General features: G+C 59.5%; 14 protein-coding genes. 2 read left to right on the plus strand and 12 right to left on the minus strand.

What is annotated here, in order from left to right; genetic code table 11:
• Window positions 1–246 precede the first annotated feature (246 nt).
• Complete coding sequence (locus BY454_RS01880) at window positions 247–1,017, plus strand: MetQ/NlpA family ABC transporter substrate-binding protein (protein WP_104415009.1); 771 nt, start codon at window positions 247–249, stop codon at window positions 1,015–1,017.
• Between the two features lie 35 nt (window positions 1,018–1,052).
• Here the strand turns inward: BY454_RS01880 and BY454_RS01885 are convergent, their stop codons facing one another.
• The 4 genes from BY454_RS01885 to BY454_RS01900 are packed head-to-tail and all read right to left on the minus strand — an operon-like array spanning window position 1,053 to window position 4,636.
• A complete protein-coding gene (locus BY454_RS01885) occupies window positions 1,053–1,868 on the minus strand; it encodes a phosphate ABC transporter ATP-binding protein (protein WP_104414930.1) in 816 nt (271 codons plus the stop codon).
• 3 nt (window positions 1,869–1,871) lie between these two features.
• Window positions 1,872–2,729: a PstA family ABC transporter permease gene (locus BY454_RS01890; protein WP_104414931.1), complete on the minus strand. Its 858-nt coding sequence runs from the start codon at window positions 2,727–2,729 to the stop codon at window positions 1,872–1,874.
• A complete protein-coding gene (gene pstC / locus BY454_RS01895) occupies window positions 2,726–3,643 on the minus strand; it encodes a phosphate ABC transporter permease subunit PstC (RefSeq protein WP_104414932.1) in 918 nt (305 codons plus the stop codon). The genes BY454_RS01890 and pstC overlap by 4 nt, the downstream gene beginning before the upstream one ends.
• 9 nt (window positions 3,644–3,652) lie before the next feature.
• Window positions 3,653–4,636 (minus strand): PstS family phosphate ABC transporter substrate-binding protein, encoded by a 984-nt coding sequence (locus BY454_RS01900; protein WP_219820593.1) that lies wholly within the window; start codon window positions 4,634–4,636, stop codon window positions 3,653–3,655.
• A 295-nt stretch (window positions 4,637–4,931) separates the two neighbouring features.
• Here BY454_RS01900 and BY454_RS01905 point away from each other — a divergent pair, with 295 nt between their 5' ends.
• Window positions 4,932–5,579 (plus strand): peroxiredoxin, encoded by a 648-nt coding sequence (locus BY454_RS01905; protein ID WP_104414933.1) that lies wholly within the window; start codon window positions 4,932–4,934, stop codon window positions 5,577–5,579.
• Between the two features lie 71 nt (window positions 5,580–5,650).
• Here the strand turns inward: BY454_RS01905 and ssuE are convergent, their stop codons facing one another.
• The 8 genes from ssuE to BY454_RS01945 form a co-directional block, all read right to left on the minus strand.
• Entirely contained in the window at window positions 5,651–6,241 is a 591-nt protein-coding gene (ssuE, locus tag BY454_RS01910; RefSeq protein ID WP_104414934.1) for an NADPH-dependent FMN reductase, read from the minus strand.
• Between the two features lie 17 nt (window positions 6,242–6,258).
• Entirely contained in the window at window positions 6,259–7,365 is a 1,107-nt protein-coding gene (locus BY454_RS01915; RefSeq protein WP_104414935.1) for a sulfate/molybdate ABC transporter ATP-binding protein, read from the minus strand.
• Complete coding sequence (gene cysW / locus BY454_RS01920) at window positions 7,362–8,225, minus strand: sulfate ABC transporter permease subunit CysW (RefSeq protein WP_104414936.1); 864 nt, start codon at window positions 8,223–8,225, stop codon at window positions 7,362–7,364. Before cysW ends, BY454_RS01915 begins: the two co-directional genes overlap by 4 nt.
• 9 nt (window positions 8,226–8,234) lie before the next feature.
• Entirely contained in the window at window positions 8,235–9,065 is an 831-nt protein-coding gene (gene cysT / locus BY454_RS01925) for a sulfate ABC transporter permease subunit CysT (protein WP_374953534.1), read from the minus strand.
• 4 nt (window positions 9,066–9,069) lie between these two features.
• The gene (locus BY454_RS01930; RefSeq protein WP_104414938.1) at window positions 9,070–10,146 is read right to left on the minus strand and encodes a sulfate ABC transporter substrate-binding protein; all 1,077 of its coding nucleotides are present in this window, start codon (window positions 10,144–10,146) and stop codon (window positions 9,070–9,072) included.
• Window positions 10,147–10,213: 67 nt separating this feature from the next.
• Window positions 10,214–10,381, minus strand: coding sequence for a YezD family protein (locus tag BY454_RS01935; RefSeq protein WP_104414939.1), 168 nt, complete (start codon window positions 10,379–10,381; stop codon window positions 10,214–10,216).
• A gap of 250 nt (window positions 10,382–10,631) precedes the next feature.
• Window positions 10,632–10,826, minus strand: coding sequence for a hypothetical protein (locus tag BY454_RS01940; RefSeq protein ID WP_104414940.1), 195 nt, complete (start codon window positions 10,824–10,826; stop codon window positions 10,632–10,634).
• A gap of 17 nt (window positions 10,827–10,843) precedes the next feature.
• Complete coding sequence (locus BY454_RS01945; RefSeq protein ID WP_104414941.1) at window positions 10,844–12,055, minus strand: YeeE/YedE family protein; 1,212 nt, start codon at window positions 12,053–12,055, stop codon at window positions 10,844–10,846.
• Between the last annotated feature and the right edge of the window lie 5 nt (window positions 12,056–12,060).

The raw sequence follows: 12,060 nt of genomic DNA on the forward strand, positions 1-12,060 counted from the left end.
ACCGCCCGCTGGCTGAACCGACGGGTGGGTACCCGGGGCGACGACCAGCACTTTACTCGCTCCCTGACCGAACAGGGATTTCTGGACGAAGTCCGCGACGCAGGTCTGACAAGGGCCGTGGTGGTTGGCCGGCACACGCCGGCCCAGCACCTGCCCAACGACCACATCTACCAGATCGTGACAGGCCAGGAGCTGCTTCTGGGCGTGGGATCGGTGGATCCGGTGCTTCAGGGCGTGGACGGAGCCATTGCAGAAATCGACCGGGCCGTGAATGAGCTCGGCCTGGCCGCATTACTGGCCGCAACACTCAATGTTGCGGCAACGCCGGTTCCGCACGCGGAAATTCTGGAATTTGTAAAACCGGAACTTGCCAGGCAGGGCGCTGAGCTTGAGGTGAAGGTATTCACGGACTATATCCAGCCCAACGTGCAGGTGGCCCAGAAACAGCTTGATGCCAATTACTTTCAGCACAAGCCTTACCTGAATGAATTTAACGAAGGCCGCGGCACCAGCCTGGTACCGGTTGCCGGCATTCACGTGGAGCCCTTTGGTGCCTATTCCAGCAAAATCGATTCTCTGGAAGCGCTGCGCGACGGCGCTACCGTCGCTATCCCGAACGATCCGACCAACGGTGGACGGGCCCTGCTGCTTCTGCAGAGGGCCGGCCTCATCAAACTCAAAGATGCGACGAACATTACGGCAACAGCCCGCGATGTTGTCGAAAACCCGAAAAACCTGGATTTCAAGGAACTGGAAGCGGCCACCCTTCCCCGTGTTCTGAACCAGGTGGATCTGGCGCTGATCAATACCAATTACGCGCTCGAGTCCGGGCTGGAACCCACCCAGGATGCCCTGGTTATCGAGGGTGCCGAATCGCCCTACGTTAACTACCTGGTTGCCCGTCCGGATAACGAGGACAGTGAAGCCATCCAGGAACTCGCCAGGGAGCTCCGCTCAGATGCGGTCAGACAGTTCATTCTCGAGAAGTACAAAGGGGCTGTGGTGCCTGCTTTTTGATCAGGCCACCCACCCTCTTGTGCAGTAAAAAGGCCTCAGCCGGAGCTGGCAAGCCTGACCGAGCCGGAGGGCGATTTCGCCCCGCCACCATGGCCGTGGATAAAATCTCGCGCCCGTTCCGACGAGGGGGCATCCAGTACCTCGCTGGCCGGCCCCTGCTCCAGTGCGTCGCCCAGGTACATGAAAACGACGTGGTCAGCTAGGCGTTGGACCTGCGGCATCAGGTGGGTCACCATGATAATGGTGTAATCCTGTTTCAGGGCCAGCAGGGTTTCCTCCACTCGCTCCGACGAAATCGGATCAAGGGCGGAGGTTACCTCATCGCAAAGCACCACCTCCGGCTCCACGGCCAGCGAGCGGGCCAGGCTCAGGCGCTGGATCTGGCCCACCGACAGATCCGCGGCGGGCGCGTTAAGTCGGTCTTTCACCTCGTCCCACAGGTTCACCTTCCTCAGCGACCGTTCGACAAGCTCATCCAGTTCCTGTCGGGACGGGCGGCCGTGGATCTTTGGTCCATAAGCCACGTTCCGATAGATCGACATGGGCAGCGCCGTGGGTTTCTGCGAGACATAACCGATCCGCCGGCGCAAATCCGGCACCGGCTCGCGGGACCGGTAAATCGGGTCCTGCCCGACGTAAACTTCTCCTTCCACCCGGGCGTGAAGCTTGAGATCGTGCAGACGGTTCAGGGACTTGAGCAATGACGACTTGCCACAGCCGGAAGGCCCGATAATAGTGGTGAGCTGGTTCGCCGGGAAGCGCACACTCACCTGTTTAAGGGCCTGATTGGTTTTATCCCGGCCGTAAAAGAGGTTGAGATTCTCGGTTCGAATGGCCGAAGTGTCGGACATGTGTCAGTGATCCTCCTGGGCAAAACGGGAAAAGCGACGGGCAATGAATTTCGAAAAGGCCACCAGCACCAGTACCAGCATCATCAGCACAAAGGCTGCAGCATAGGCATCCTCGCGCACGCTCGGGTAGGCAGACGACGCCTGCTGGAAAATCAGGATGGGCAAAGTGGTGGCTGGGTCATTCAGACCCGAGGGCATCTCAATGCCGCCACCGGCGGTAAAGAGCACCGCCGCGCCATCTCCCAACCCGCGGGCGAAGCCCATGATGACACCGGCTACCACGCCCGGCAGCGCCGCACGCAACAGCAGGCGGAGGGTTTCAAAGCGCGTCGTCCCCAGAGCGTAAACCGTTTCCTTCAGATCCGCCGACACCGATTTCAAGGCTTCATCGACAAACCGGGCGATGATCGGGAACTGCAACAGGGATACGGCAAAGGTCGCCGCGATCAGGCTGGAACGGCTCTCCAGCATGATCAGCAGAGTTAACACGAACACTCCGTAGACAATAGCCGGCGTTCCCCATAGTACATACAAAAGAACATTGACAGCGCGGGCGAACCGCTCGCTGCAATAGTCGCTTTGCAGGTAAAGGCCCGAGGCAATGGCCAGCACCGTGGCGATCACGGTGGCAGGCAACACAATCGCAAAACTGCCAAGAATGGCGTGCAGAAATCCCCCGGAGCCCCCCAGCAGGTATAGCGGCCCCGGCGCGGTGAAGGCAACGGAAGGCTGATTGATCAGCACCTGCCCGCCTTTGTAGAGAGTCATGCCGATGATCAGCACCAGCACGCCCACCACCAGAACCGCACTCAGCCGGATCAGGGTTTCAATCAGGTATTGCTCAACGTAGCGGCGGTTCATTGGTACCTCCAGTGGCGTTCAAGCCGGTTACGCGCAAAGCTCGCCAACAGATTGAAGGCCGTCACCACGACAAACAGCACCAGCGCCGCAAAAAGCAGTGCCGAACGGGTTTCCGGCAGAGACATCATTTCGCCGAAGGTGTTCACGATCAGCGTGGGCAGCGTCTGCCCGGCATCAAACAAAGAGTCCGGAATCAGGTTTTTACCACCAATGACCATGGCAACGGCGATCGAGGCCTCGAACGCCCGCCCCAGCCCGAGCAGAATAGCCGAGAGAATACCGGGGCCTGCCGCCCTCAGAAGGATCCGGATAGCCATGCCACTCCGGGTTTCTCCAAGGGAAAGCACCGTCTCCCGAAGGGAATCCGGCAGTGCGACCAGAGATTCCACTGACAGCGACATGATGATCGGCAGTGTCATTACCGCAATCACAAGGCTGGCCGTGAGCAGGCCCAGGCCGGTGCTGCCGGCCCCGAACAGCGGCGCAATCACTTCATCCACAAGGGGCGCAACAATCAGCAACCCGAACAGACCGAAAATAACCGAGGGCACGGCGGCCAGGATATCCACGGATGACGACAGCAATGTACGGATGGAACCGCGTGCGTATTCCGCAATATACACAGACGCAAGCACGGCGATCGGCACAACCAGTATCATGGACACGGACATGGTGATCAGGGTGCCTACGATGGCGGGCAGAAAACCAAACTGACCGGCTTCCGGATCCCAGGTACCACTGAACAGGATGTCCGCCACGTTATTCTCGGCCAATACCGGCAAGGACTGCTGAGTCAGCACCAGTGCCAGCCCGACAAATATGGCAATGCACACCCAGGTCAGAAGCTGGAACAGCGCCTTGGTGGCGCTGTCCAGAAGCAATCGGCGCCCGGAGCGCAGGGACGTTACAGCCACGTGCCGCCCCTACTGCTGCCGATTGTTGGCTGTCACACCATCGTTCAGATACCGGCGCTGGTGTTCCAGGGCTGCATCAGGCAGTTTGACGTAGCCATTTTCAACCACGTATTGCTGACCATCCGTGAGAATCCAGTCCACGAATTGTTTGACTTCCCCCTTGAACGGCCCCTTGCCGGCAACGTACATGCGGCGTGCCGGGGGTGAGGGATAACGGCCATCGGCGACGGCGGCCAGAAAGACATCCCGATTCTGGTAGAAGGATTCATCATCACTGATTGTATTGTCGCCATTGAGGTCCAGCGGCACCGGGCGGATATCACCCACGTACTCACCGGTTTCCACGTTGAAGGCAAAGTTGAGGTTATTGAAGCCAATCGCGTTGGGCTCCTTGGCCACCGCTGCCGCCACGGGCTGGTCACCGTTGAAGTTGGCATCCGCCAGGTTCTGGAAATGCGACTGGGATTCGTCGCTGAAGAACTTGAACCAGGTCTTGGCTGCGCCGGATGCGTCCGAACGACCATAGACTTCAATGGTGTCATCGTTCAAATCCTTGCCAACCACCTCACCCCAGGTGGTGACCTGGCCACTGAAGATCGCGTTCAGATCCTCCCTGGACAACCCCTGTTCAACAATTTCCTTATAGGCCGGATTCGATCTGTTCACCGTTCCCACAACCGAATCCTTGATAATGGCGATCGGAAACAGGCCCTGATCTATCTCTTTCTGCGCGGGATCACGCCCCATCATGCCAATATCCGACTGGCCATTAAGCACATCAGACACACCCTTGCCCGTGCCGCCACCCGAGACCGTGATATCAACGTTGTCATGGGTTTTCTGATACTCGTTGGCCCAGATCACCATCAGGGGATAGGGACCCCAGCCGCCTGAAACGCGAATATCGGTCTGTTCCGCCTGGGCAAACGGCGCTGCTGTGATAACAGCAGCAGTCATCACGGCGGACTTCAAAAACTCTGAGCGTCTAATCACGGCTTACTCCTCAAACTGGTTCGACCTGATAACTCAGCCCGGAGGGCTGGGTTTCGGTAAAAGCGACATGATGACGGCCCCTCTTTTGCAACCAAACCAAGAATTCCTGAGATCCTTATGAACAAAACTGCTAAAGGCGATACAGCATTGACCTCACTCAAAGCGGCTGCCAGACAAGAAGAGGCGAATGCTGCCATTGCAGAAAGACTGGAAAGCAACTGAAGTTTTCTTGGTACTCCATTGATTTTGCACACGCTACCCTGAACATCCATCACATCGAATAATGGAGTACCCCATGACACTAAGACTCGGCGACACCGCCCCGAACTTTGAACAACAATCCAGCGAAGGCAAGATCCACTTCTATGACTATCTCGGCGACAGCTGGGGTGTGCTCTTCTCACACCCTGCGGACTTTACCCCGGTATGCACCACGGAACTGGGCCTGACCGCCAAGCTCAAGGACGAATTTGCCAAACGCAACGTCAAGGTGCTGGCGCTGAGCGTCGACGATGTCGATTCTCACGAACGGTGGATTGAGGACATCAACGAAACCCAGGGCACGTCTGTGAACTTCCCGATCCTGGCAGACAGTGACCGGAAGGTATCCGATCTGTACGGAATGATTCATCCGAACGCCAACGACACCCTGACCGTTCGCTCGGTGTTTGTGATCGACCCGGCGAAAAAGGTACGCCTGACGCTGACCTATCCCGCGAGCACCGGCCGCGACTTTAACGAAATCCTCAGGGTCATTGACTCGCTGCAACTGACCGAGCAGCACAAGGTCGCCACCCCGGGTAACTGGCAGCAGGGTGAGGATGTTGTCATTGTGCCGGCTCTGCAGGATGAGGAGGAGATCAACCGCCGGTTTCCGAGTGGTTATCGCGCAGTGCGGCCTTATCTACGCCTGACGGAAGATCCCTCCAAACAGACCGCCTGACCCTTCGTAACCATCAGGCCAAAAAAAGACCGGGGGTTGTGCCTCCGGTCTTTTTTTGGCTGACGCCAGCGTTACACCGCCAGCGTCTCACCCAGCCGGAAATGGGTACGGTCCTTGCTGACCGGGTGGTCGGGGTGTGACTCAAACCCGTCGATAAAGCGTTCCAGGGCAACGTCCAGGCGCTGCAGAATCTCCTCACCGATCAGGTAGTCTCCCTCTTCCGTCTTCTGGAACTGGTTATCCGGGGAAAACACCACCGGCAGCGCCTTTTCTGCTTTCAGATTAATGAAAACCGGCTGCAGGGCGTGGTCTACCGCCAGCATGTGGGCGGGCGAGCCACCGGAGGCCACTGGCAACACGCTTTTATGTTGCAACCCACCCTCCGGGATCAGATCCAGCAGGGTTTTCAAAACCCCTGAGATGGAGGCCTTGTAGACCGGGCTGGACACAATCAATCCCGCTGCCCCGGCCACATCACTCATGTAGGCCTGCACCTGTTCGCTCTTGAAATCTGCGCGCAGCAGGCTGTTCGCATCGAAGCTTTCCACGCTGTAGGTGCGCACTTCCACATCCCGGCCAGCCAGTTCGCCAAGCAGGTACTCTGCGAGCGCGCTGGAGCGGGATTTTACGTTGGGACTGCCCAGCAGGGCGACAATATGCATTGGATTCTCCTGTTGCGTTATCGGGGGCCGGTGACCGCTGGCTGCCCCGCTTCAAACCAGTGGGTTTCAGTCGCGCGCAGGTACACCCGCTCGCCGACGGATAGGTTCAGGGCCCGGAAGTCCCTGCGTGGCAGTTCCACGTCGATCACCTCCGGCAGGCCGTCACTGGCTGCGTGCTCGGGCACTACCTCCAAGCGGTAGACGCTGCCCATGGGCTGGATGAATTTCACCCGGCATTCCGGCAGCTTTTCCTCGGTGGATTTCAGCAGTTCGAAATCGTGGGGGCGAATGTAGGCGGCGTAGGGCGTATCGTCGCCCACGTCATCACTGCCTGGCGGACGGATCGGCAGTTGCCATCCGCCGGTGTCCAGGCTTCCACCCTGGAGGCGGCCGTGGAATACGTTCACATTACCGATAAAAGAGGACACAAAGGGGCTGGCAGGCCGGTCGTAAACCGCCTCCGGCGTGCCGACCTGCTCGATTCGCCCCTTGTCCATCACCACAATGCGACTGGCCACTTCCATGGCCTCTTCCTGATCGTGGGTTACGAAAATGCTGGTCACGTGCAGCTCGTCGTGCAGGCGCCGCAGCCAGCGGCGCAGTTCCTTGCGGACATTGGCATCCAGGGCGCCGAAGGGCTCGTCGAGCAGCAGGAACTTGGGCTCTACCGCCAGCGCTCTCGCCAGGGCCACCCGCTGACGCTGTCCGCCGGAGAGCTGGGCCGGGAAGCGCTTGCTCAGCCAGTCCAGCTGCACCAGGTCCAGCAGCTCATGGACCCGCTTACGGATCTGGTCTTCACTGGGCCGCTCGTTGCGTTTGAGAACCCGCAGGCCAAAGGCCACGTTCTCGAACACGGTCATGTGCCCGAACAGGGCGTAGTGCTGGAACACAAATCCCACGCCCCGCTGCTTGATGTGCTTGCCGGTGACGTTCTCGCCGTTGAGCCAGACTTCGCCTTCATCGACAAAATCCAGCCCGGCAATCATCCGCAGCAGCGTGGTCTTGCCGCAGCCGGAAGGGCCCAGCAGGGCCACCAGTTCGCCGTCGTCGACATTGAGTGAGACATTGTCCAGGGCCTTGAAATCGTCAAAGGCCTTGGTGATGTTGCGGACTTCGATGCTCATTGTGTTGCTCTCTCCAGTGACCGCGCCTGTTGCCACTCAACCAGGCTTTTCAATACCAGTGTCAGGATCGCCAGCCCGGCCAGCAGCGAGGCAACGGCGAAGGCGGCGGTAAAGTTGTACTCGTTGTAAAGAATCTCCACGTGCAGGGGCAGAGTGTTGGTCTGGCCCCGGATATGGCCAGAGACCACCGACACCGCCCCGAACTCGCCCATGGCCCGCGCGTTACACAGGATGATTCCGTACAACAGGCCCCATTTGATTTTCGGCAGGGTGATTTTCCGGAACATGGTCCAGCTTCCGGCTCCCAGGGCGATGGCGGCCTCTTCTTCTTCGGAGCCCTGCTCCTGCATCAGCGGGATCAGTTCCCGGGCCACGAAGGGTACGGTCACGAACAGGGTGGCCAGAATGATGCCAGGCACCGCGAAGATGATCGGGAAGCCCTGCTCGGCAAACCAGCTGCCAAACCAGCCGTGGGCCCCGAACACCAGCACGAAAATCAGGCCGGCAATCACCGGTGAAATGGAAAATGGCAGGTCGATCAGGGTGGTCAACGCACCGCGCCCGGTGAACTGGAAGCGGGCAATCATCCAGGCCGCAGCAATGCCGAACACGGTATTCAGTGGCACAACAACCGCCGCCACCAGCAGGGTCAGTTTGATGGCCTCCCAGGTATAGCGGTCATTGATGGCCTGAACGTAGAGATCCCAGCCTTCGCTGAAGGCCTCAATCAACACCGCCGCCAGCGGCAGCAGCAGGAACAGGCCAATGATGAAAATAGCCAGGCCGGTGAGTACGTAGCGGGGCCACTGCCGGGCACCGGGCTGGTCCAGGCGATCCAGCGCCAGAGTCTGTGTGTGCATGGAGCTCTCCTAGAGTTTACCGGTGCGCTTGCGGGTCCAGGCCTGCAGCATGTTGATCACCAGGAGCATGATGAACGCGACCACCAGCATCATCAGCCCGATAGCGGTGGCGCCGGCGTAGTCGTACTGCTCCAGCTTGGTGATGATCAGCAGCGGTACGATTTCCGAGACCATCGGCATGTTGCCGGCAATGAAGATCACCGAACCGTACTCACCCAGCCCCCTGGCAAACGCCAGGGCGAAGCCCGTAAGCAATGCCGGAATCAGCGGCGGAAACAGCACCCGCCGGAAGATAGTCCAGGGTGAGGCCCCCAGGCTCTGGGCCGCTTCTTCAAGTTGGCTGTCCAGATCCTGCAGCACTGGTTCCACCGTGCGCACCACAAAGGGCAGCCCGATGAACATCAGTGCCACGACGATACCCAGAGGCGTGTAGGCGATGCGGATGCCCAACTCCGTGAAGAAACTGCCAATCCAGCCGTCCGGCGCGTACAGGGCCGCCAGCACAATGCCGGCCACGGCCGTGGGCAGGGCAAAGGGCAGATCAATCACCGCATCGAACAGACGCTTGAAAGGCATGGGGTAGCGCACCAGCACCCAGGCAATCACAAACCCCAGAAACAGGTTGATCAAGGCCGCCGCCAACGCGGTGAGAATGCTTACCCGGAAGGATGCCAGCACCCGGCTGTTGGTCAGCGTCGCCACCAGCTCGTCCAGACTCAGCTCGGTGGTCTTCCAGACCAGTGCGCAAAGCGGGATCAGAACCAGCAGAGAGAGGTAAAACAGGGTAATTCCGCTTGCCAGGCGAAAGCCTGGCAAGATGGAGAAGGATCGCTTCATAATCGCCTCATTGCGGGAGGTAGATTGCGTCGAAGACACCGCCGTCGTTGAAGTGGGTTTTCTGGGCGTTCTGCCAGCCGCCGAACACGTCCTGCACGGTGACCCGGGTCACGTTCGGGAAGCGTTTCAGGTCTTCCTTGTCGGCAAAGTGCTCGAAGACCGGACGGTAGTAGTGTTTGGCCGCCAGTTGCTGGGCCACCGGAGAATACAGGTACTCCAGGTAGGCCTCGGCCGCCTCGACCGCGCCCTCACCTTTTTTCTCGACATTGCCATTCACCACGGTGACCGGTGGTTCGGCCAGGATACTGATGGACGGCACGACAATGTCGAACTCACCCTGGCTCAGTTTGTTCACCGCCAGCAGCGCCTCGTTCTCCCAGGCCAGCAGCACATCACCCAGACCATGCTTCACAAAGGTGGTGGTGGAGCCACGTGCGCCGGAATCGAGAATCGGCACGTTCTTGTAGAGCTTGGTCACGTATTCTGTGGCTTTCTGCTCGGCTGCCTTCACTTCGTCGGCGAACTCTGGGTTATCAAGCTTGCTCAGGTCGCCCAGCTCCTTTTTCAGCACATAGGACCAGGCCGCAAGGTAATTCCAGCGGGCGCCGCCGGAGGTTTTCGGGTTCGGGGTGATCACCTCGACGCCCGGTTTGGTCAGATCATCCCAGTCCTGAATGTTCTTGGGGTTACCCTTGCGCACCAGAAACACGATGGTCGAACTATACGGGGCGCTGTTGTTGGGCAATCGAGTCTGCCAGTCGGCCGGCAACTTGCCGGTGCGCTCGCCGATGGCGCTGATGTCATAGGCCAGGGCCAGGGTGACGACATCGGCGGGCAGGCCATCAATCACCGAACGGGCCTGTTTGCCTGCACCGCCGTGACTCTGCTCAATCGTTACGGAATCACCGGATTCCGCTTTGTACCAATCGGCAAATTCCTTGTTGTACTCCTGGTAGAACTCCCGGGTGGGATCATAGGAGACGTTCAGCAGTGAGATATCCTCGGCCTGCGCCGGGCCGGCCACGGAGGCGGCCAGAAGGACACTGGCGGAGAAAGCCAGCAGTGGTTTTCGGAAAAAAGACATATCAGACTCCTTGGGGTTTAGATCGTTGATTGTTCAGTCATTCATCAGGTTTGTGGATAGTGGCCGGTCATCGGGTGCCCGAGGATTTCTCGAACCGCATCTTCTCCCGCTTTTCCAGTTGCACAAGCTGCCCCTGATGAAATGTCAGTTCGACGGTGCCAAAGTCCAGCCTGCCAATCAGGTTCTCAATGAGACTGGACAGCTCCTGCACCAGCCTCGGATTGCTGTCGCTCATCTTTATCTCCATTGACTGTGTCAATATGAGAGAGGTTACCGATGGCAGCTTAGAAACAGAAACACGAAAAAATGGAATGATTATGAAGAGGGAGAATAAGAAGAGGCTATTGGTCGTGCAAAAAACCTGGGACGGATGTGCCTGACTCACCGGCGTCGTGGATACCGGGTATCGTGATTGGCAACCGGTTGGCCGCGCGGCGGAACGGCCAACCGTTATTTGAGCCGGTTATCACCAGCCTGCCGGGACACTAGTCCCTAGTTGACGGACAGGGCGCCCCGCAGGGCGCGCAGGCACTTTCATCCCGCTGCATCAGGGCGGTTTGCACATTGCCCTGGCCGGAATTGAAAGCGAAGGTGGGGCTGTTCAGGTGGTCCGCCATGATCAGCACCAGGATAACGCCCAGCGCCAGCAGGATGCGGGTTCGGCTGTAGGCTCGTTGCATACTTGTTTCCTCCCGCATCAGTTGGGCAACCGGAAAAAAGGCCGCAGGCGAATGCCGATCAGCGAACCGGCGAAAGCGCAGGCAAACCAGATCCAGGCATGCAGGCTGGCCGAGGCAATGCCGGAGAACAGTGCGCCGATGTTGCAGCCAAAGCCCAGCCGGGCGCCGTAACCCAGCAACAGGCCACCCACCACGGCTGCCATGAACTGGCGCGCCTCCGGGCGGTTGCGGCTGGCTTCATTGAACTTGTTGGCCAGCCCGGCGGCCAGCATGGCCCCGAGCAGCAACCCGAAGTTCATGACCGAAGGGATGTGAGTGAGCACGGAGTCTTTCAGGGCGATGGCCGGGTAGTCCCAGGTCCAGAACTCGAACTGGGACATGTTCACGCCCACGGCTTCCAGCGCCTTGGCACCCCATACGTTGAAGGCAAAGGTGATGCTCCAGGGCGCGCCGCTGATCGCCAGGGTCAGGGCGTTACCGGCCGCCAGAATCAGGATCGCCCAGGTGAACGGCCAGCGACCGCTGACCAGGGTGCGCAACACGCCGTGGCTTTGTGATTTCCACAGCAGCTCATTGCGCTGGATGCTGCCATGAGCCCTCCTCTCGATCCGGTTGACCCACCAGGCAACCAGGCCCAGGCCAACCAGCTGGGCGATGATGGCACCGCTGACACCCAGCGTATTCACCAGTGGCACCGGATCAAACCCCGGCTGATCCAGCCACCAGGGCAGGTGCATGGAACCAATCACCGTACCGACGATGAAGAACACCAGCGTGACCACCATGCGAATGTTGCCGGCACCCACGGTAAACAGTGTGCCGGAACCACAACCGCCACCCAGTTGCATGCCGATTCCGAACAGGAAAGAGCCCACCACCAGCGAAGTGCCCACCGGCGCCACGGCGCCGATCAATCCTGCCTGGCTGTGCAACATGGGCACCATGATCAGCGACGACAGGCCGAACAACAGCAGTTGCGCCCGCATGCCGGCACCACGTTTTTTCACCACCAGGTTGCGCCAGCCAGCGGTGAAGCCGAAGGCGCCGTGATACAGGGCCATGCCCAGAACCGTGCCAATGGCAAACAACACCACCATGAAGGGAGCCGTTTCCAGCCAGACCAGCCCGCCCACCAGGGCAAAGCCGGCCAGGGCGGTGGTCACCACGAAGCGGTCAATCTGCCAGCCAGGGTGTGACGCCCCGGCCTGAATGGCGGCTGCCTCAGCCATGATTT

It is taken from the genome of Marinobacter persicus (assembly GCF_002934325.1).
GTDB lineage: Bacteria > Pseudomonadota > Gammaproteobacteria > Pseudomonadales > Oleiphilaceae > Marinobacter > Marinobacter persicus_A.

Excerpts from the sequence above, each read along its gene's own strand:
- BY454_RS01885 (WP_104414930.1), bottom strand. The coding sequence starts at position 1,868 with ATGTCCGACACTTCGGCCATTCGAACCGAGAATCTCAACCTCTTTTAC.
- BY454_RS01890 (WP_104414931.1), bottom strand. The coding sequence starts at position 2,729 with ATGAACCGCCGCTACGTTGAGCAATACCTGATTGAAACCCTGATCCGG.
- BY454_RS01905 (WP_104414933.1), top strand. The coding sequence starts at position 4,932 with ATGACACTAAGACTCGGCGACACCGCCCCGAACTTTGAACAACAATCC.
- ssuE (WP_104414934.1), bottom strand. The coding sequence starts at position 6,241 with ATGCATATTGTCGCCCTGCTGGGCAGTCCCAACGTAAAATCCCGCTCC.
- BY454_RS01915 (WP_104414935.1), bottom strand. The coding sequence starts at position 7,365 with ATGAGCATCGAAGTCCGCAACATCACCAAGGCCTTTGACGATTTCAAG.
- cysW (WP_104414936.1), bottom strand. The coding sequence starts at position 8,225 with ATGCACACACAGACTCTGGCGCTGGATCGCCTGGACCAGCCCGGTGCC.
- BY454_RS01930 (WP_104414938.1), bottom strand. The coding sequence starts at position 10,146 with ATGTCTTTTTTCCGAAAACCACTGCTGGCTTTCTCCGCCAGTGTCCTT.
- BY454_RS01935 (WP_104414939.1), bottom strand. The coding sequence starts at position 10,381 with ATGAGCGACAGCAATCCGAGGCTGGTGCAGGAGCTGTCCAGTCTCATT.
- BY454_RS01940 (WP_104414940.1), bottom strand. The coding sequence starts at position 10,826 with ATGCAACGAGCCTACAGCCGAACCCGCATCCTGCTGGCGCTGGGCGTT.
- BY454_RS01945 (WP_104414941.1), bottom strand. The coding sequence starts at position 12,055 with ATGGCTGAGGCAGCCGCCATTCAGGCCGGGGCGTCACACCCTGGCTGG.